The 17,457-nt window shown below is 31.9% G+C and carries 26 protein-coding genes and 1 tRNA gene; 3 read left to right on the top strand and 24 right to left on the bottom strand.

All coding sequences use genetic code 11. The features are described from left to right. Positions 1-16: 16 nt before the first annotated feature. Positions 17-424, top strand: coding sequence for a hypothetical protein (locus N4A35_05345; protein ID MCT4580824.1), 408 nt, complete (start codon positions 17-19; stop codon positions 422-424). Here N4A35_05345 and N4A35_05340 read toward each other — a convergent pair. From N4A35_05340 to N4A35_05300, 9 genes are all read right to left on the bottom strand, one after another. Further along, positions 406-639 (bottom strand): hypothetical protein, encoded by a 234-nt coding sequence (locus N4A35_05340; protein ID MCT4580823.1) that lies wholly within the window; start codon positions 637-639, stop codon positions 406-408. The two genes, N4A35_05345 and N4A35_05340, sit on opposite strands and share 19 nt — an antisense overlap. An 8-nt stretch (positions 640-647) precedes the next feature. Further along, positions 648-1,310 (bottom strand): YkgJ family cysteine cluster protein, encoded by a 663-nt coding sequence (locus tag N4A35_05335; GenBank protein MCT4580822.1) that lies wholly within the window; start codon positions 1,308-1,310, stop codon positions 648-650. 154 nt (positions 1,311-1,464) lie between these two features. Then, positions 1,465-2,244, bottom strand: coding sequence for a DNA adenine methylase (locus N4A35_05330; protein ID MCT4580821.1), 780 nt, complete (start codon positions 2,242-2,244; stop codon positions 1,465-1,467). A gap of 181 nt (positions 2,245-2,425) precedes the next feature. Continuing rightward, a complete protein-coding gene (locus N4A35_05325) occupies positions 2,426-2,617 on the bottom strand; it encodes a hypothetical protein (GenBank protein ID MCT4580820.1) in 192 nt (63 codons plus the stop codon). 7 nt (positions 2,618-2,624) lie between these two features. Next, complete coding sequence (locus N4A35_05320; GenBank protein MCT4580819.1) at positions 2,625-3,143, bottom strand: hypothetical protein; 519 nt, start codon at positions 3,141-3,143, stop codon at positions 2,625-2,627. Then, on the bottom strand, positions 3,121-3,693 hold the full coding sequence (locus tag N4A35_05315) for a hypothetical protein (protein MCT4580818.1): 573 nt from the start codon (positions 3,691-3,693) through the stop codon (positions 3,121-3,123). Before N4A35_05315 ends, N4A35_05320 begins: the two co-directional genes overlap by 23 nt. Further along, a complete protein-coding gene (locus N4A35_05310) occupies positions 3,690-3,884 on the bottom strand; it encodes a hypothetical protein (GenBank protein ID MCT4580817.1) in 195 nt (64 codons plus the stop codon). The genes N4A35_05315 and N4A35_05310 overlap by 4 nt, the downstream gene beginning before the upstream one ends. A gap of 3 nt (positions 3,885-3,887) precedes the next feature. Beyond that, positions 3,888-4,295 (bottom strand): hypothetical protein, encoded by a 408-nt coding sequence (locus tag N4A35_05305; GenBank protein ID MCT4580816.1) that lies wholly within the window; start codon positions 4,293-4,295, stop codon positions 3,888-3,890. A gap of 127 nt (positions 4,296-4,422) precedes the next feature. Next, the gene (locus N4A35_05300) at positions 4,423-4,638 is read right to left on the bottom strand and encodes a hypothetical protein (protein MCT4580815.1); all 216 of its coding nucleotides are present in this window, start codon (positions 4,636-4,638) and stop codon (positions 4,423-4,425) included. A gap of 58 nt (positions 4,639-4,696) precedes the next feature. Between N4A35_05300 and N4A35_05295 the strand changes: the two genes are divergently transcribed. Next, positions 4,697-5,107 (top strand): hypothetical protein, encoded by a 411-nt coding sequence (locus N4A35_05295; GenBank protein ID MCT4580814.1) that lies wholly within the window; start codon positions 4,697-4,699, stop codon positions 5,105-5,107. A gap of 3 nt (positions 5,108-5,110) precedes the next feature. Here the strand turns inward: N4A35_05295 and N4A35_05290 are convergent, their stop codons facing one another. From N4A35_05290 to N4A35_05245, 10 genes are all read right to left on the bottom strand, one after another. Next, a complete protein-coding gene (locus N4A35_05290; protein ID MCT4580813.1) occupies positions 5,111-5,269 on the bottom strand; it encodes a hypothetical protein in 159 nt (52 codons plus the stop codon). Positions 5,270-5,271: 2 nt separating this feature from the next. Beyond that, positions 5,272-5,901 (bottom strand): DUF3164 family protein, encoded by a 630-nt coding sequence (locus N4A35_05285; protein ID MCT4580812.1) that lies wholly within the window; start codon positions 5,899-5,901, stop codon positions 5,272-5,274. Next, positions 5,898-6,167 carry a hypothetical protein gene (locus N4A35_05280; GenBank protein ID MCT4580811.1) on the bottom strand — a complete coding sequence of 90 codons (270 nt, stop codon included), beginning with the start codon at positions 6,165-6,167 and terminating at the stop codon, positions 5,898-5,900. The genes N4A35_05285 and N4A35_05280 overlap by 4 nt, the downstream gene beginning before the upstream one ends. Continuing rightward, the gene (locus N4A35_05275; GenBank protein MCT4580810.1) at positions 6,157-6,546 is read right to left on the bottom strand and encodes a hypothetical protein; all 390 of its coding nucleotides are present in this window, start codon (positions 6,544-6,546) and stop codon (positions 6,157-6,159) included. The genes N4A35_05280 and N4A35_05275 overlap by 11 nt, the downstream gene beginning before the upstream one ends. Before the next feature lie 44 nt (positions 6,547-6,590). Continuing rightward, positions 6,591-6,827, bottom strand: coding sequence for a hypothetical protein (locus N4A35_05270; GenBank protein MCT4580809.1), 237 nt, complete (start codon positions 6,825-6,827; stop codon positions 6,591-6,593). 7 nt (positions 6,828-6,834) lie between these two features. After that, positions 6,835-7,452 carry a hypothetical protein gene (locus N4A35_05265; protein ID MCT4580808.1) on the bottom strand — a complete coding sequence of 206 codons (618 nt, stop codon included), beginning with the start codon at positions 7,450-7,452 and terminating at the stop codon, positions 6,835-6,837. Then, positions 7,449-7,880 carry a helix-turn-helix domain-containing protein gene (locus tag N4A35_05260; protein MCT4580807.1) on the bottom strand — a complete coding sequence of 144 codons (432 nt, stop codon included), beginning with the start codon at positions 7,878-7,880 and terminating at the stop codon, positions 7,449-7,451. The genes N4A35_05265 and N4A35_05260 overlap by 4 nt, the downstream gene beginning before the upstream one ends. A gap of 2 nt (positions 7,881-7,882) precedes the next feature. After that, a complete protein-coding gene (locus N4A35_05255; GenBank protein ID MCT4580806.1) occupies positions 7,883-8,737 on the bottom strand; it encodes an ATP-binding protein in 855 nt (284 codons plus the stop codon). Between the two features lie 3 nt (positions 8,738-8,740). Beyond that, positions 8,741-10,663 carry a Mu transposase C-terminal domain-containing protein gene (locus tag N4A35_05250; protein MCT4580805.1) on the bottom strand — a complete coding sequence of 641 codons (1,923 nt, stop codon included), beginning with the start codon at positions 10,661-10,663 and terminating at the stop codon, positions 8,741-8,743. A gap of 75 nt (positions 10,664-10,738) precedes the next feature. Continuing rightward, on the bottom strand, positions 10,739-10,927 hold the full coding sequence (locus N4A35_05245; GenBank protein MCT4580804.1) for a hypothetical protein: 189 nt from the start codon (positions 10,925-10,927) through the stop codon (positions 10,739-10,741). A gap of 64 nt (positions 10,928-10,991) precedes the next feature. Here N4A35_05245 and N4A35_05240 point away from each other — a divergent pair, with 64 nt between their 5' ends. Further along, complete coding sequence (locus N4A35_05240) at positions 10,992-11,693, top strand: S24 family peptidase (GenBank protein ID MCT4580803.1); 702 nt, start codon at positions 10,992-10,994, stop codon at positions 11,691-11,693. A 575-nt stretch (positions 11,694-12,268) separates the two neighbouring features. Here N4A35_05240 and N4A35_05235 read toward each other — a convergent pair. From N4A35_05235 to gldF, 5 genes are all read right to left on the bottom strand, one after another. Next, positions 12,269-12,342: transfer RNA gene (locus tag N4A35_05235), tRNA-Asp, on the bottom strand. 65 nt (positions 12,343-12,407) lie between these two features. Beyond that, on the bottom strand, positions 12,408-13,331 hold the full coding sequence (locus N4A35_05230) for an aminopeptidase (GenBank protein MCT4580802.1): 924 nt from the start codon (positions 13,329-13,331) through the stop codon (positions 12,408-12,410). Positions 13,332-13,339: 8 nt separating this feature from the next. Further along, a complete protein-coding gene (locus N4A35_05225; protein ID MCT4580801.1) occupies positions 13,340-14,374 on the bottom strand; it encodes a hypothetical protein in 1,035 nt (344 codons plus the stop codon). 111 nt (positions 14,375-14,485) lie between these two features. Beyond that, entirely contained in the window at positions 14,486-16,222 is a 1,737-nt protein-coding gene (gldG, locus tag N4A35_05220; GenBank protein MCT4580800.1) for a gliding motility-associated ABC transporter substrate-binding protein GldG, read from the bottom strand. A 323-nt stretch (positions 16,223-16,545) separates the two neighbouring features. Next, positions 16,546-17,274 carry a gliding motility-associated ABC transporter permease subunit GldF gene (gldF, locus tag N4A35_05215; protein MCT4580799.1) on the bottom strand — a complete coding sequence of 243 codons (729 nt, stop codon included), beginning with the start codon at positions 17,272-17,274 and terminating at the stop codon, positions 16,546-16,548. Positions 17,275-17,457 lie beyond the last annotated feature (183 nt).

The raw sequence follows: 17,457 nt of genomic DNA, 5'->3' as shown, positions 1-17,457 counted from the left end.
AATTATTTTAGCTATTATGAATATAAAAAATATTACTCCAGATTTATTAGATAATTGTTTAAGTTTTTTGTTAGATAACTGTTCGCTGCATTCAGGAAGTCAACTAAGCGCAGAATCATTAGAAAAAGAACTAGAGGTAAACAATGAAGATTTAATAAATATATTTAGCATTCTTGAGCATCATAACATAATTAGAAATTGGGAAATTAAACATAAAAAAATATTTATATTTTTTCTGCAGGCAGATGCTCATGACTTATATAACAAAGGAGGGTTTAAAGCTAAATATGAAGTGATTGAAAAGCAGATGATTCTTTTACAATCTGAATTAGATAAGCTAAAGCCTACTTTATCTTTAGATAGTATTAATAATATTACATCCATTATAGCAACTGTATATCAGTTTTATGATCGGTTTAAATAATTATTGATAAGTTTGTCAAGGGTGGTCTCTTCGTTATCCATTAATAGAACTGATAATTCTCCATTAAACTTTCCGATTGCTTTTGTACCAAAACCTTCACATATTATACCTTTGGTGTATCCTTCTTTTAGTTTTTTAAACTCTCTGCGAAAAGAAAAATCAGGTTTCATGGATAGTCCTGTTGCTTCTATATATTCCTTGCTGTATTCTGACATAGTATATTTTATTTATTTTTTTTGTCCATTTCATCAAGAAATTGCTTCATAATCATAGCAGGTAAAATCCCAGCAATAGAGCTGTTCCAAATAGCTGTTTTAAGGTTTTCCATTTTAGGTAATATAAAGAATAATTGATCTTTTGTTTGCTTCTCTGAACAAAACATAGGGTCATTTGAAGCTAACAACATTCTACAACTAAGAGGTCTCACTTCATATATGTTACATGCATTAGTATTCAAATTAAGGAATATACATTGTTTGAACTTTAAAGGAGTTTTGATCTTATTACTAGCTTGGCTGTGAGCTCTATCAAAATCTAGTTTTAAGTTATTTTCCAAAATATAATTGTGTATAATCTTAGCTTCGTCATCAGAAACAGTTACTTGTTTTGAACAGCAAAAAGAACAACCTTTTTTACAGGTTATTGTAGGTTGAGTTTGTTCTATATAATCAGCCATATAGGTGTCAACAGTACGATAAACTTCTTTCATAGTATTAACTGCCCCTTGCTTTTTTCTCTGTTTTTTATACGACTTTTTAAGCCTAATTATATCGTAAGAATGGTATAATCTGAAATACCATGGACTTTGCTTTAATTTTTCTGCATATAAATCAGGTTTAATTATGAAACCTACTCGATACCATGCCTTTACTAAATGATTTATCATTAACTACTTAGGGTTTTTCCAAATATAAAAAAAGCCTTTCAATATGAAAGGCTTTAGTTTAATTGTGTTATAATATATTCCTCTTTTGACGAAAATATGTTTCATTTATGATACATAAAAGCTGTTTTTAATTATAAATGTTTCAGAGTTGAAACTATTTAAATAGTTCGTATTGACGGCTGTTATAATTTGTTATAAGAATCTCAGTTTTTCTATTCTTAATATTTCTACGCTCCTTTATAGATATGATGTTTAGTTTCCTTTTGGATGCTTCTTCTAAAATAAAAGGGTGTCTAAATTCACTCATAGCAAACCTCATACCTGTCTCTTGAAGAGTATTAAATAAATCAAAACTATCTTTCTTTGTCCAGAGAGGTGTGTTGTAGTTGTTTTCTGTTTCTAAATAAGGAGGGTCAGCATAAATAAATCTGTCTGCTTTTCCAATATGTTTATCACTTACATAAATATCACTAAAAAAAAACCTAAAATCCTTATTCCTTACCATTGTATTTTTTAATTGTTCTGAAGAAAAAAGAATTAACTTCTCCAGCTTTTCTTTATACGAACAATCACTATGTAATAATCTAAATGTATCAGATTTCCCTAAGTAGGAAAATGAAGATAAATAAAGGAATCTTAATGCTTGTTTCACTGGATCTGATTCTTTGTTTTTTTTCCAATAGTAAAAAAGTTCTTCATTAACTGGAGTTACTTTTAATAACAATAACAATTGCTGGTAAGAATCTTTTATAATAATAAATAGATTGAAAACATCAGAATCTAAATCATTCAATATACTGTATTGTGATTTTGGCTTTTGAAAAAAAATAGAGCCACTCCCCATAAACAACTCATAATAGACTTTATGACTTGGAAATTTTGATATTATTTCCTTTGCATATTTGCTTTTATTTCCTAAACGTCTAAACATCATACTTTAATTAACTCATTTTCTATTTATGATCAAGTCAAATAATAGGATTAGAAAAGCAAAGGGATAAGTAACTGATATAATTAATGCACTTAACTTTTCGTTTTTTGCATAGTATCTCCAAATCCATACTATAGTTATGATGTAACCAATTAGGTATATTAATAAAAATATTTTCATTGTTTTACTTTTTATTGCGTCCACTTAAAATGTTATCGATTGTTTTTGGTGCTAGAAACACTTTTTCAGCAATCTTCTCCAATATTGCTTCGTGTGTGTACATTTGCTTACCGTTGATTTTCTTAGAACGCCAAAAATTGTATAAGCTTTCAATCTTCTTATCTCTTAATTTCATTAATTTCTTGTCTCTCGCCATTACTGATTTATTTTTGTGTTGTTGATTTTATAATTTCTTGTTGCAGTAGATAAAACTCTTTTGCCTGTTTATGTTTCTTCTTTTCTTTTTCCATTGCTGTAGTATCAGGAAGACCTATATGTTTATTTGCTAAATGCTTATTTAAGCTGAGTTTAGCTCCTAACGTTGTTCTTGTTTCAAATTGTTTTTCTATTGCATTAAGAACTTTACTAACACTAAGTTTTCTAGTATTGTTTGCTGTTTTTATTTGTCTTAGAGTGTAGTATATGTCCTCTAATGATAAGTTAAGTAAATAGCCACTATTGATTTCAACGTTAATTTCTTCAACTTCATCATTATTCAACTCACCTTTTAAACTAGATGATAGATCATGTAATAATATTCTAGTTACGGTTTCAACTTTTTGATTACCATACGTTCTCCTTAATTTTGATAAAGAAGGGTATTGGTTTTCTAAAATCAATTTAGGTGTTAGTTTACTAAAGCTTCTTATCAAATCTAACTTAGAGCTTTTCTCTAAGGTCATTTGCATTATTGTTGGCTGTTTGTTGGTTTTTACGAGTGCTGTTCCCATCTTTAATTTGTATTAAAATTGTATTTAAGTTGGAATTAATTTGTTTTAATTGTATTTGGTTCTTATAAAATTCATCAAGCCTTTCCCAGTAGGTAAAAACTTGTTTCCAAACTACTAAAGCTTCATCTTCAGTAGCGCTTACATCATTCAAATAGGAAATAATTTGTTTTAAAGCTGCACCTTCAACATTTGTTATTTTAGGTTTTAAACCATTAGAAAATTTTTCATAAAAACGTATGTAAACTCCCATAAATTGATTGTGTAAACTCTTAGAACTATTTTGTAGTATCTTATCAAACTTCACACGTTGCTTAAAGTGCTTTTCAACATCAGATATATGAGCTTCGTTAAAGGGAATAGCTTTATTTAGATGCTGCCAAAACTCATTCGACATTCCACCTTTTTTATACTCTAATCTTTTGAATTGACCATTGTAATAAGTAACCAAACATTGAGTTTTAGCAGTTGTAAATGTTAGTATGTATTTATTTGTTAGTTTCATTTCTGTTTGTGAAATAATTCAAGGTTAATATCTTCTTCATAAAAAGGGATGCCGTGTTTTAAACCGTCCCAATCAATCATGTCAGCAGTATATAAGTTGATAGATAATAGATATCCATTTATGTAAGTAATTTGAAAGCTATCATCTTTATCTGTGTAGTAGTTTACTATTGTTGTTTGTGGTATAGGCATATTTCAACTTGTTACGTTTTTCATATAATTAGGGTAAACTTTTTCTTTAGCAATTGATAAGATTTTAGTAAGTTCCTGTTTGTTATGAGCATTTAACGGTTTGTGATAGCAGCCATATTTAATACACCAATCGTTTAACTCTTTCATTGTATAATGCATTTCGTGAACAAACAGCTGTATCATTTTTTTTCGCATCTTATCTTCAGGTGTTCCTTCCCACGGCTTTTTGTCGTTTAAGTTAAAGCTACTCTTTAGCCATTTTAGAAACTCTTTGTATTCAGTTTCATTTAATGCTTTTAAGCTGTCTTTTTTGCCTTCTGTAAACGAGTGGATCAAATCACTTCGGTGTACCTCTACACCGAAGCTTTTAATCCTCTTTTCAATTGCGAAATATGGTTTATAACTAATCATTGTCTTTTTGAGTACTTAAATCCTATTTGAGAATTAGTATCATTAATCTCCTTGATTTTTTTTGAGTAAAATTTAAATTTCTTTTTATGAAACTTCTTTTTCTTTTCTAATTCAGAAAGTTTCATCTTTAGCTAGTTAGATTAATACCAGGAACATTCATCTGCTTTTTAGGGTTAAAGCCATTGGACCTTAATAAATAGTTGTGCGCTTTTCTTATATCCTTTAGTAATAACTTTTCGGCTTTAGTTTTAGAAAATACCTTTCTATTGATTCTAAATGGCTTATGGCGTAATCCTAATTCAATTAGTTTCTTTTCTCCTAATGGTTCGTTTGGATGGTTCATGTTTTTGATTGTTTATTAATATTTAGTTTATATTTTTAGGCTCAAAAATTTTGATATTATGAGCAATTACGAAGAGTACAAGAAGCAATTAACTGAGCTGATGGTTAAACATCACGAGATGAAGACCGAGTTCCTGAAACACATTGTGGTTGTTTCAAGTGCAGTTCTTGCTGTATATACTTCATTGTCGAATTTACATGCTCACAACATTTGTCTTCACCAAGCTCTAATTCTATTATTATTGGTATCCATTGTTTTTGCAACCCTTGGCTTATACATTTTGATAGTTCAAATTCGCACTCTTCGCAAAGATGCTGCGGAACAAATAGCACGTAATCTCCTCCACGTAGAAAGTGAAGAAAATCGATATATTTCAGCCAAATACGAATGGATGTATAAGCTTTGTGAATACGTTTCATTAACTTCATTTTTGGTTGCTGTTGCTTGCTTGTCAATTCTCGCATTGTAAAAGTTATTTCGTTTTTAATTCTTCTTCTATTTCGTTACAAGATTGAACAATGGCAAAGCCAAATATTGATTTTACCATTTCGGGATTGTCTTTGCTTTGCTCTAATATGGTTTTAATAACCGCTATCATCTTTTCAATGGTTGGAGTAGATATTGACTTCATAATTAAATGCTTGAAAAGTTTAAATCCACGTTTTGATATTCTCCTGATTTATCTTTAGCCCATATTTGAAAGTATGTTTTTGAATCAGGTCTTCGGATACTGTTTTCTAATAGTTCCATAGCTTCTTGAAATAGAGGAGCTTTAATCTTGCTTTTATAACGTAATAAACTCATTACTTTTTTAGCATCGAGTTTACCTCTGCTAGTTTCAAATGCATCAAGTACTAATTGCTTAATGAAATCGTCTTTACTTTCCACATTAGCATCTAGGAACTCATCCAATTTATCTTTGCAAGCAATGATGTTCAAATCATCAAATTCTATGCGCTCATTTACTCTACTTTGGATTTTGATAGAGCGGTCGAAGTTGTACCAGGTAAAGTTCCCTTTTCTATCTTTCTTATTGTTATGCTCTTCCATAAACAAATCGTAAACCTCTCTACATACTTCTTGCACTTGATCTTTAAATGTGGTTAGTTGAGCGTTCACCTTCAAAGCATCTTTTAAAAGCTTGCCTGATTTACGCTCCATTAAGCGTTCTAATTTTGTGGTTCTTGATGATGGGATTTGCATTCCACTTTCATCGGACCAAAGTTTATCACTTGTTTTTTGTGTTTTGGCTACTAATTTCATTGTCTGTTATTTTTAAATAGGCTGTTGTTAAATGTTACTTCGATTAGTCCTGAATGATTAATACTAAGGTGAGTTAAATGGTTTTTAACTGTCATTAAATTGACTTTTAAAAGGTTTAATTGTTCATATTCTTTCATCCACTCATCTGTTATTTTATTTGGAGGGTTTAAAACTTCTTTTTCTAATTGCTTTATTTGTTTTATCAACTCCTTTTTTCGGTACTCCAGTTCTTGTCTGTAGGATGATTTCTTTTTGTCATAAGGCATAGTGTAAAAGTTTTATATAATCCAAAAAGTTTGTTTCAGTTCGATAATCATAAATGATAGGAAGCATTGATTCTTTATAAACTTCATCATTGAGTGGTACCTCACAACTTTCGACATCAATTAGCAATTGATTTTCCCAGTCCTTCCATTTTTTTAACCACCATTTCCAAAAGTTTCTACACCCATAAAAGTGATTGAATAGCTTTTGATATTTTTGGTCATCTTCAGGATATAATGTTTCTAAAAACTTTCGTCCTGAATCCAAAAAAAGGTCATTGTATTGGTTTTCTGTAAGTACCTTTCTTTGTAGGATAGACTGTTGATTGTGTGCGTATATTGCTTGTCTTTTCTTGGCTCTTGTTAATTTCTTTGGTTTCATAAGGACAGGTTAGATTGTAAATTATTTTGTTTGGTTGGTAATTCTTATAACTCATTGTTTTTATGTTGTTTAAATTCGTTTTCTGACAGGTGAATCATGTTTTCAAGCTCTCTTTTAAAAAAGTTTGTTGAGATAGCTAACCCTGATCCTTTCCCCCATTTGTTAGAAACAGAATTAAAGGCTAAAACTTCTTTTAATTTTTTCTTTCCATTGTGAGACACAACAGCTTTAAAAATTGCATCATTGTGTTTATAATATTCTCCGATTAATATTGCAGGCATAGTTTTGTTATTTTTTTTCACTCCAGTATTTATCCGCTCCTTGTTGCCAGACAGTATATGGTTGACCTCCACCATATCTGCTTGTTGGAAAAGCTTTATATCCCTCTACCCATATTTTAACAAAGGCATCGAATCGGATAGACTTTGCAACTCTACCTGAAGGCTCTTTTCCATCAGCATGAGAAATCAGGATAAATAACTTTTTAGGAAATGTTTTTCTTAATTCTCTGTAGGTATCGTAATTCATACCTGTATATTGAACACTATCAATAGCAATGATATCAGGGCTTTTTCGTTTTTTCAATCGCTCTATTAAATCGCTGATTGGTTCTTGGTCTAGTAAAACAATTCGGCGCTTTACTTCTTCCATCCCTGTTTCAACAAATGCTTTTCTCATAGATAAACTAGCACCTTCTTCTAAAGAGTTGTAAGCTACTTTACCAAACTGAGTAAGGTATTTGCATAATTGAAGTGTGAAACGTGTTTTACCGTTTCCTGACTTTCCCCAAATTAACCAGCTTCCTGCTAATTCAGGTTTGCCAATGCAAGCATCCCAATCACCTTGGAAATCCAACACCTTAAAATTGGTTGTGTATAATTCTGATATGCTTACGGCTCTTTTCATGTATAAACTCTTTTTAATCTTTTAATTGTGCTAATGCTGACTTTGAATTGTTCTGCTACAGCTTTCTTTGTTTTTCCTTTTTTTAATAGCCTTGCGGCTTCGATTTTATCTTTTTCTGACATCTTCCGCTGAATAAGCGGATTATTACTTCCTGATAATTCCCACATTAAGTTTTTATAGTGGTTGCTATCTCCGTGAATGTGTTTTACTATGCTTTCATTTTCAGGAGGTGGACCATTGAAAGTGTAGCAAACTAATCGTGAAACCATAAATGTTCGTCCGATAATATTTACCCTTGGATAGACCTTTCCGTTTTTTGTGTAGTTTCTGATTAAAACAGGGGCATCTTTCCATATAATGGAGGTTCCATCTTCAGAGATTTTTAAATCAGGAATTACAGGATGATATTTATACTTTAATTCACTCATAATTAATTCATTTGTAATGACCTTTTATATGCGTGAATCTTTCTTTTTACTCTCCTTATATCGTTATCACAATCATCATAAATCTGCTTTATTATGGTTTTATTTTCCACTTGATTAGCTTGACAGATCATCACAACATCAGTAAAATTGACCCCATCTAATTCAATAAAACGTTTTCCTAGTCTCGAATAAATCTCACGATACCCTTTTTTATTTAATGACAGTCCTCGCTTAATTCTCTTTTGAAGGTATTGAGTTGCCATTAGCACAATAGAGCATTTATCTTGAAGTCTATTGTATAATGTAATGAAGAAATAAAATACCTGATCCCTTAATTTATCCGCTTCATCTAATATGATTTGTGGACAATCTTTTCCCTCTAAAGTAAGGACAGCTACTTCCATCATTTCTGCCATCACCATACCAGCAGGGTCTTTTCCCATAGCTTTTAATAACTCTTTTAAAAACCATCTTCTATCCCAGTACTCGTTACAGTTCAACAAATAGACATCTTTATTGTCTTGAGTAAATCTTTTGGCGCTTTCTGATTTTCCTGTACCTTCTGAACCAACAATTGATATAACTAGATTATGTTGTTTAGCATCATCAAAAACATGAAACAATGTTTGGGCATCTTTAGTCATAGCAAATTGCCATGGTTTCTTTTGGCTTTGAATTTGAGCAGCTATTTTATTCCACATGGAATCATTAATTAACTCCCAATTATCATTTACTATTTGTGATAACGTTGCTGCACTTACTCCTTTCAATCTGTTGGCAGCTTTATTCTGCGAACCTGATTGATTAATAAAGTTTTTTAAATCCTCTCTAACTCTTTGTTTTTGTACGTGTTCCATAGGTTAATATTTGTCAAAATGATTAAATGAATTATCTGTTTTGTCTTCTTCTTCGATATAGATATAGTTGCTTTCTTCTTTTTGGATTTTTCCAATGTTATTGGCAACTTTTTCTCGTTTGTTTTTTAATCCTAATAGGGATGGACTATTTAATCCATATTGATGAGCTGCACGTCCTTCCGATTCAAGTAGGCTATCCATTTTTTCATCAGCAGCTAATCGAGATTGTTTTTTCAGTTCTTCAACTTTTTTATAGTATTCAGCTTCCCAAGATTCCTGTTCTTGCTTGCCTCTGTGGATTTCAACTTTTATTCTCGCTTCACTTACAAACCTTAATCCTAGCGGTGTGTTTTCATAGAGATAAACCATAGACATATCCTCAGGGTCATATTTGATATGAAACTTCTTATCTACATTATTTCTAAGCCATTCAACATCAGGTAAACTATCTTCACGGTAAACCACATAAGTATGCTTTTGCTTTTTCTCAGTAAAACTGATTCCGTAAGCTGTGCAGATAACAGGTTTTTCACGTTCAACCCAAAATAAATCTACCATATCCCAAAGGTTTATTGCTGATGTATTAGGGTTTGTACTTTGGTTATACATTTCTAATCGCGGAACTCTTGTTTTAGGATGTAATGCTTCGTTCCATTCTTGTCTTCTCTTTTTATATATTTCGACAACCTCTTCAAAAGTTGGTAGATTAGCTTTGTTAGCATTTATGAACTCTCTGTTCATTTTACTTTCTTGTCTTTTAGCAGTTATATTTTGTCCAGTAAAAAACCAATCACGTTTTAAAAACTGAGATTGAAATCTAAAAAAGGCGTTTTCAATTGTTTTCGATTTACCATTATATGGTTGAGTTCTTATTGCTAATCGTGAAAGCTTGGTTAAGAAATTACCTGACTTCAATTTCTTGTGTCCTCCTTGACCATCAAAACCTAATTGATAAGGTCTGTGTCCTGAAATTTGAACAGCCATTTTATAAGCATGATATTGGGTAACATAATCTTCACTTTTGCTAATGTGGTACCCTAGCAATACCTCACTATAAGCATCCATTATTTCATAAACTTGGCAGGTTGCCACTTTACCATCTTTGTCTAAATAGAAATAGTTAAGCTTTGTTCCATCTGAATACCATAAAGAATCGCGCATTGTTGGTAATATGGTTGAATGCTGATAAACAAATTTTTCTTTACTAACTGCATCGCCATGTCTGTGACCATACCACAAGTGTTTTACTCCTTCTTTATTTAGGTAATTGTAAAGTGTTTTCTCTTCTTTTAGTGTTTTCCAACCTTTTTGTATAGCTAACTGATTGTATTCAAAAAGGAGCTGTTCCATATTGGCACAAACTGCCACACGGTCAGCCCAACGAGATATTACCCAAACTTTTGCATCTTCTGTTATCTTCTCTGAATTGTCGTTACAGAACCCTTTATGAATTAATGATTCGTAACCCTCAGCAATATACTTTTTGTGCTTACGCTTTAAACTTTGAACATTTTTAGGCAAAGTATGTGGGTAAGTGTGCTTTGGTAGTTTTTGAATAGCATCTGAAGATTCTATCCAGGCATTTTTTACTTTCCCTCTAACTGATTTTGTTTCGTTAATTACTTTGTGTAAGGCATTTAAAACACAAGCATTTGCTAAATATTCTTTTTTTGCTTTTTCAGGTAGGGCAGAGCCGTTGTCCAAAGTGTAGTTATTAAAATACTCAGCTGCTTTTAAATCTGTAACTAACTTATCTTTTATTCGACTTTGTTTAGTTGTTTCTCTTGGGTCTCCAAATTTGTCAACAATAACTTTTTTAAAGCGTTCAGGTATTGAATCGTAAGAAACTAAAGCTGTACGACCATTGCCTCCACGGCGAATGACTTGAAGCCATTTTCTTCTTATTAAATTCCTATAGTTATTCATTGACATAACGTTGTTATTGTCATATAACCATCCACCTTGGACACATAATATGTTATTGTAATATTCAAACATCTTTTATATCTCTATATCGTTAATGTCTTTTTGTAACATTTCTTTAGCTTTTTTTCTGATGTCTTTAGCTAAGGGCGATTTAGTAATGTCTCTTAATGCGTTGTAAACTGTTTGTCGAGATGTTTTAAACTCTTCTACTAGTTCTAATAAATACCCTGACGGGACTTTTATTTCGTTCCTAATTATTTTCATATCTTTACATTTGTAAATTGCACACTACAAATATCGTAAATATATTTTCTAAATTCCAAATAAAATGGTAAATAATTTTACTACTATTAAAGACAGAGTAATACAAATAATTGATAATAAAGAAGTTAGTAAAGAAAGTTTTTTTAGGACTATAGGCATGACTTCTGCTAATTTTAGGGGTAAAGCAAAAGAAACACCTCTAAACTCTAATGCAATTAAAGAGATAATAACAAACTACCCCGAAATAAATTTACAATGGCTAATCACAGGGGAAGGTGAAATGGTTAAAGAAGATTCAGCACAGCCTGTAAGTGCTTTTAACTTGAAAACGGACAGCAATATTAGTCAACAAAGAATACCCTTATATAATATAGAAGCAACAGCAGGATTAATCCCTTTGTTTGATAATCATAGTCAAATAGAAACAGAAGAGTATATTAGCATTCCTCATGTTCCAAGGTGTGATGGCGCTTTATTTGTAACTGGAGACAGTATGTATCCATTATTGAAAAGTGGTGATATAGTCGCTTATCAAAAGGTACATGATAAAAGAAATTATATTTTTTGGGGAGAAATGTATTTAATTTCAGTTGATATGGGAGGTGAAGAATATGTTACTGTTAAATACGTTCAAAAATCAGATGAAGGAAAGGAATATATAAAATTAGTATCTCAAAATTCACACCATCAACCTCAGGATGTACATATTGATGATGTAAGGGCTTTAGCATTAGTAAAAGCTTCTATAAGAATAAACTCAATGTAACACCTATACACACATGAAAAGGAGTTGAAACTCCTAAATCCCCATGTTTTATTAGGTTTATGGTTTTGTTATATGGGAATAACCCCTGTTTTAAATTTAAAAAATGGTATTTTTAATACGTTTTTTGAGTAGTAAATATATTTTCAACTATGTATTTTTTACATTTTTTGAACAACCAACTGAACAACCAACTGAACAACCAAAACAAAAAGTCAATAATTTAAGACATAAAAAAAGCGCCTAAAAACAAGGCGCTTAGTTGGTGTATAAATATTCTGTTGTTTTGCTTATACCCCTTTATATATTAAAGGTTGTAGGCATTTCGTAAAATAGCCTTTAAATGGTTTTTAAACACTATTTATACAGTCAGACAGTATTTAGACATTATTTCCCTATTTTGGGACAATTCGAAAAAAGTTGGATGTTTGAGGTAAAATGGCTAAAACCTTTTATATACGTGGGGTTTTGGCTTTTTCGCCTTTTGCCTTTTTATGTATTATTCGTTATATCCCCCTTATTAATACGATTTTTTAAAAACGCCGAAAGCACTAGTATTTACTAGTGCTTTCGTTATGCGGTCTGGACGGGACTCGAACCCGCGACCCCCTGCGTGACAGGCAGGTATTCTAACCAACTGAACTACCAGACCTAAATGTGGATGCAAATTTAATAAAAAAAATTACATTAGAGACATTTTTAGGAAAAAAAGTTAAATTATAATTTTTGCATCAAATATTGATAGAGTTGAACCATAGCCTCAATGTCTTTTTTATGGACTTTTTCGTTAGCTGAATGAACATGGTCTTCTGGAGCTCCAATAAACAACCAGTCCATAGGAAAAGGAGAATGCTGTAGTTGATTACCATCAGAACCACCAGCACCTTCCACTTCTAATTGGAAAGGAATACCGCTTTCTTCAGCCAGAGCGATAATTTTATTCAAATAACTTCTTCTTGGAATCCCAGAGTCACGCATTGAAATGGCAACACCCTCTCCATGTTTTACTCCATCAGTAACCCAAGTAATGTCAGAAATTAAATTTTGGGTAACTCCCCATTGCTCATAAATGAATTTAGCCAAATAACCAACACTTCCTCCTCCATGTTCTTCCCAGCATGAGAAAGCAATCACACCATGTTCAAGTGTTTGAGCAACTTGTAAAGCATTCCATACCCCTAAACGGTTGTCCATATAGCAACATTGAACAAAATCATCATCTTCTCTCCAATTCGGCTTATAAACCAATTCGGTTCCACGCTCAATTTCTCGATCAAAAACATATTCAGGATGTTTTTTACCATTTTCATCCTCTATAACAACCAATTCTGCTTCAATCTTACCATGGCGATCTTCACCAATAAGAACAGTACCCTCTTCCAAAACAGGACCACCGATTTTTACCAGTTCCTTTCCATATTTAACTGTAAAACCAATAGAATCCATGTGTGCATATATAGCGGTTCTAGGAGTACCAAATTTTAAGACAATACAATCTTGAAAACCATCACCATGAAAGATTTCAGGTTGCGTTTTCCAAGTAGATTGATGTTCTGCTATGTATTGTAAAATAAAGTTTTTTAAAGCAACTTCATTTCCAGCTGGAGCATGAATGTTGCAAAGGTTTTGTAGTAATTGCATTGATCGTTTTATTTTGCTTTCGGTATAAAATAAGATTTAGGTTTTAAAACATTATCCCATTGGTAGTATTGTACCCTAACAAGTTCTTTACTACCGTCAACAGCTAAGAAAGCATAACCAATATTAAGTTTCTTTTGAGGTCCCTCTGCTGTTTCTATCGTATCAAAAATTTTCCAAATGTTAACTTTTTGGGTGGCGTTATCTTTGTCGGTAACGGCTATGGTAACATTAGGTTTTGTATTCAACACAGAATCAATTTGAGCTTCCGTTAAATCTTCGACAACGTGGCTAAAGTGTAATTTTTTAAAATGCGTCACATAATGTGAAACCTGAGCAGTATCAAAAGCAGGAATAATTTGCTGATTACCATCTAAGAGTTGCACTTTACTATCTTTAAGAACTTGTATACCAAAAGATTCATTGGGTTCGTCAATGTTTGAAAAAATGATTTCTTTAATAGCTCCCACACTGTAGTTATAAATTCCAGAAAAACGCCAGTCAACAAAACTAGTAAAAAAACGAGGTTCTAAATTCCCCCTCATACCAGGTTTGTAGACAATAAAAGGCACAGATGATTTTTGAGCTCTTTCTTGTAAAAGCATGTAGGTGCCTTGATGATCGGCAGTACTGTTGCCGATGTACCATGATTTAACAGGTGTCGTTTCATTATTGATGAAAAATTCTACCTTTTTATGTCTAACAGCCAAAAAGTTTAATGTAGTATTAACTTCAGCTTCATCTAAATCTTGTCGGATAACAATTCTTTTTAAAGCATCTAGAATCAAATTAGCATTTTCAGGTTTAGCTTTAAAACTAGAGCCCTCAACCATCCATGTTTTGGTTTTGTTTTCTCGGGTAATAGTGATTTCGTTTCCTTCAGTATCAGAAATTTTAAATTTAGAGATCGCTGAGGTATCAGCTATAGCAAAGTTCCTTAACGGTCCATCAACCGATTCAGTAGTTTCTTTTGTCGAGAAAAAAGCAACCCCGCCTAATATGATAACCAAGGCGACAAGTAGGATGGTTTTAGTGTTTTGATTCATTTTTAGCTATTTTAAATACGGTATAGTTTAGTTGTTGCATAAGTTAGTTGCAAACAAAAATAAACAGTCAAGTCGTGGATGCTTCCAAGTTGACAGTATTGCTGTCACGAGTTACGCAGTATATTTTCTTTTTCTTATCATTAATTGAATAAGTCCCAAAATTACAACAATAAATATAGGAATCACAAGATTTATAACCTGCCATTTGGTTCTTTCTAAGGAAATGGCCTTACGATTCAATAAACGTTGCGTTTTCATACGTGAACGGAGCGGAATTAAATAATCGTTCCCCATCATATAATCTACTAAGTTTAAGAAGAAAATTCCGTTACCGTGGTAAGGAACAAGGTTTCCTGCATTGTCACGTACCATAGGATCAAATTCTAAACGGTAAGGCACTAGATTTCCTTTTTGTGTTTGCCCCAATTCGTTTCGAATAACATCACCATCACCAATGACCACCATCTTATTAGGTTTACTTTTATCTTTAAATTTAGAAGACTTGTTCTCAATAAAAGTATTCGTTATTCGCCCTTTGTAGTGAGAGTCAAATTCACCCTCTAAAATATATCCTAAAGGTAATTGTGCCACATCTTTAACTTGTTGACTTAAAGTAGGGTTGTAGCCATCTAAAAAGTCGTAACTGACTCTAAATCTAGAAGGCATTTTTTTATAATCTTTAGAGGTTTCTAAAATTACTGTTTTATTGATGTTCGGGGTTCCAACAGCTTCTATCGAATTGACATATTTAAGTATAACAGGAGCCACGTTTTGCATAGTAATGTGATTAGAACCTACTCGAGGGTATAAAAACCAATTGTAAAGCGGTTTGTAATTATCTCTTCTCCAGGTAGCTCCACAATTAGCATCCGTAATTAAATCTTTATTCACTCGAACCCCATATTTAAACAACATATCATCGATATTTAAGTCGATTGGAGAGCTGTAGATAAATTTATCAATCGCTAAACTATCTTCAGGAACTTGAACCATATCAATCAACCAAAAGACCTTTTTTCCTTGCATAATAAATTGATCAATTAGATATTTTTCTTTCTCGTTAAAAGGCTGTTGAGGTTTAGCAATAATCAAGGCATCAGATTGATCTAAAGCATGGATGTCTTCTTTAATTACAGAATCTTTTGGAAGATATTTTCTGATTTGAACAGTATCAACATTATAAAATTCAAGGAGTTGATCTCTAATCATTCTAGCATCAGCATTATCCAATTCTCCATGACCTCTGAGGAAAGATATGGTGTGTCTTTTTTTCTTAGTTAAATCCCAAAAACTTTTAATAAAAGAGTACTCCAATTGGTTAATTCCAGCATTGACTTGAGGAGCAGAAACCAAGTAATTTCCAATTTGTAAAAAGTTGACAGCAGTTTGTTGGTCTTTATAGCGGATAATTGCTCCAGGCCAGAATTCTATTTTTTCTTCAGACCCTTCAGAGCGATCGACTAAATACATAGGGTAAATACCATCTTCATATATTGTTCGTTTTAGATCATCAGCCAAAGCCTTATCTTTATTAGGGTTAATGAATTTATATTTGATTTTATGTTTAGAATAAGCTTTAAATTCCTCTAGTTTTTCCTTAACTGCGTTTTGAAGTTTTTGGACATGAGCAGGGAACTCTCCATCTAAATAGATTTCAATATTGACAACACCGTCCAATTCTTCTTCAAAAAAAGTAACGGTTCGATCAGATAATGTATGAATTTTATCTTCTGTTAAATCCAGACGAGCATATTTATTTTTACTAATGAAATTCACTAAAATAATAATGGCTAAAACCGCTATTATTTCAATTAAATGTCGTGTTATAGGAGATTTTCTTTTGGTCATTTTGAATGTTTTTATTCAGTAATGCTTTAGCAATTGAGAGCCGTTAGTAGGCATAAGTAGATGATTTTGCTTTGGACATTATTTTATTTAGTTCTATCGCTTCGTTTTTAAGAGTATTCAGTTGTTTTATATTATCAGATAAGTTGGTTGCTTCAATCATTTATAGCCATACATATTTTACTAAAAAAATCATTTTTTGATCGAGCTTTACAAGACTTTCAAGAAGCACGGAAAGCTATGATATCAACAGTAAACTTTTTAGTTCTGCACTTAATGTTCTCTATCAATTCAACTTTATTCTTCATTACATCATTAACTTATCACTACCACTTTCTACTTTGCATTACAGTACGGGTTAATACAATAAAAAGTGCAATAACACTGATATAGTAGATTAAGTCTCGACTATCAATCACACCACGTTGCATACCCAGATAATGTTCTTGAATACTTAAATTAATAAAAAAGAGGTCAAAAGGAGCTTCTAATGTTACAGCCATAAATTGGAATCCGATATAAAAAATAAAGCATAACAACATAGCTATAAGGAATGAAACCACTTGATTTTGAGTTAATGATGAAGCAAAAATGCCAATAGAAACAAAAACGGCTCCCAATAAAAAGAGCCCAAAATAAGCGCCCAATGTTCCTGCGTGATCAATATTTCCTCTTGGTTCTCCCAATTCAACTACAGAATAATAGTAAATAAGAGTTGGAAGTAAAGCAAGGAAGACCAAGGTAACACTTGCAAAATATTTGGCTAGAATAATCGATAAGTCAGAAATAGGTTTGGTTAACAGGAGTTCAATCGTTCCCGTTCTGTTTTCTTCAGCTAAAGAACGCATAGTAATAGCAGGGATAAGGAATAAGAAAACAATAGGAGCATTAGAAAACAATACTCTTAGTGAAGCTTCTCCCATGTCTAAAACATTTCCTCCTCCAGGAAAAATCCACATCCATATACCAACGGAGACAATAAAAATTAAAATAGTGAGGTATCCTATTAATGAATTAAGAAACGATCTTAATTCTTTTAAATATAATGCGTACATATAGTTTTTGATTCTAAAACAACAAACTTAATGCACAAAAGTAGCAATAACAAACCGTTAAATAAGTTAAAAAATATTAAGTTATAAAAAAGCAACTGTTAAGTAAGAAAAACGTTGTAATTTTAACTAATGAATCCTAGAAAAGATTGGCACTAAGTTTGTTTAAAACCTGTTTTTTGTCGA

It is taken from the genome of Flavobacteriales bacterium (assembly GCA_025210295.1).
Taxonomy (GTDB): Bacteria; Bacteroidota; Bacteroidia; order Flavobacteriales_D; family Parvicellaceae; genus S010-51.
Note: the sequence above shows the minus strand (reverse complement) of the source record. Positions and strands in the feature narration are given on the sequence as shown.

Coding starts and splice junctions, on each gene's coding strand:
- N4A35_05315 (MCT4580818.1), bottom strand. CDS start 3,693: ATGAAACTAACAAATAAATACATACTAACATTTACAACTGCTAAAACT.
- N4A35_05245 (MCT4580804.1), bottom strand. CDS start 10,927: ATGAAAATAATTAGGAACGAAATAAAAGTCCCGTCAGGGTATTTATTA.
- gldF (MCT4580799.1), bottom strand. CDS start 17,274: ATGTACGCATTATATTTAAAAGAATTAAGATCGTTTCTTAATTCATTA.
- N4A35_05345 (MCT4580824.1), top strand. CDS start 17: ATGAATATAAAAAATATTACTCCAGATTTATTAGATAATTGTTTAAGT.
- N4A35_05320 (MCT4580819.1), bottom strand. CDS start 3,143: ATGACCTTAGAGAAAAGCTCTAAGTTAGATTTGATAAGAAGCTTTAGT.
- N4A35_05310 (MCT4580817.1), bottom strand. CDS start 3,884: ATGCCTATACCACAAACAACAATAGTAAACTACTACACAGATAAAGAT.
- N4A35_05300 (MCT4580815.1), bottom strand. CDS start 4,638: ATGAACCATCCAAACGAACCATTAGGAGAAAAGAAACTAATTGAATTA.
- N4A35_05255 (MCT4580806.1), bottom strand. CDS start 8,737: ATGGAACACGTACAAAAACAAAGAGTTAGAGAGGATTTAAAAAACTTT.
- N4A35_05340 (MCT4580823.1), bottom strand. CDS start 639: ATGTCAGAATACAGCAAGGAATATATAGAAGCAACAGGACTATCCATG.
- N4A35_05295 (MCT4580814.1), top strand. CDS start 4,697: ATGAGCAATTACGAAGAGTACAAGAAGCAATTAACTGAGCTGATGGTT.
- N4A35_05225 (MCT4580801.1), bottom strand. CDS start 14,374: ATGAATCAAAACACTAAAACCATCCTACTTGTCGCCTTGGTTATCATA.
- N4A35_05265 (MCT4580808.1), bottom strand. CDS start 7,452: ATGAAAAGAGCCGTAAGCATATCAGAATTATACACAACCAATTTTAAG.
- N4A35_05335 (MCT4580822.1), bottom strand. CDS start 1,310: ATGATAAATCATTTAGTAAAGGCATGGTATCGAGTAGGTTTCATAATT.
- N4A35_05260 (MCT4580807.1), bottom strand. CDS start 7,880: ATGAGTGAATTAAAGTATAAATATCATCCTGTAATTCCTGATTTAAAA.
- N4A35_05280 (MCT4580811.1), bottom strand. CDS start 6,167: ATGCCTTATGACAAAAAGAAATCATCCTACAGACAAGAACTGGAGTAC.
- N4A35_05275 (MCT4580810.1), bottom strand. CDS start 6,546: ATGAAACCAAAGAAATTAACAAGAGCCAAGAAAAGACAAGCAATATAC.
- N4A35_05330 (MCT4580821.1), bottom strand. CDS start 2,244: ATGATGTTTAGACGTTTAGGAAATAAAAGCAAATATGCAAAGGAAATA.
- N4A35_05305 (MCT4580816.1), bottom strand. CDS start 4,295: ATGATTAGTTATAAACCATATTTCGCAATTGAAAAGAGGATTAAAAGC.
- N4A35_05325 (MCT4580820.1), bottom strand. CDS start 2,617: ATGGCGAGAGACAAGAAATTAATGAAATTAAGAGATAAGAAGATTGAA.
- N4A35_05285 (MCT4580812.1), bottom strand. CDS start 5,901: ATGAAATTAGTAGCCAAAACACAAAAAACAAGTGATAAACTTTGGTCC.
- N4A35_05240 (MCT4580803.1), top strand. CDS start 10,992: ATGGTAAATAATTTTACTACTATTAAAGACAGAGTAATACAAATAATT.
- N4A35_05230 (MCT4580802.1), bottom strand. CDS start 13,331: ATGCAATTACTACAAAACCTTTGCAACATTCATGCTCCAGCTGGAAAT.
- N4A35_05250 (MCT4580805.1), bottom strand. CDS start 10,663: ATGAATAACTATAGGAATTTAATAAGAAGAAAATGGCTTCAAGTCATT.
- N4A35_05290 (MCT4580813.1), bottom strand. CDS start 5,269: ATGAAGTCAATATCTACTCCAACCATTGAAAAGATGATAGCGGTTATT.
- gldG (MCT4580800.1), bottom strand. CDS start 16,222: ATGACCAAAAGAAAATCTCCTATAACACGACATTTAATTGAAATAATA.
- N4A35_05270 (MCT4580809.1), bottom strand. CDS start 6,827: ATGCCTGCAATATTAATCGGAGAATATTATAAACACAATGATGCAATT.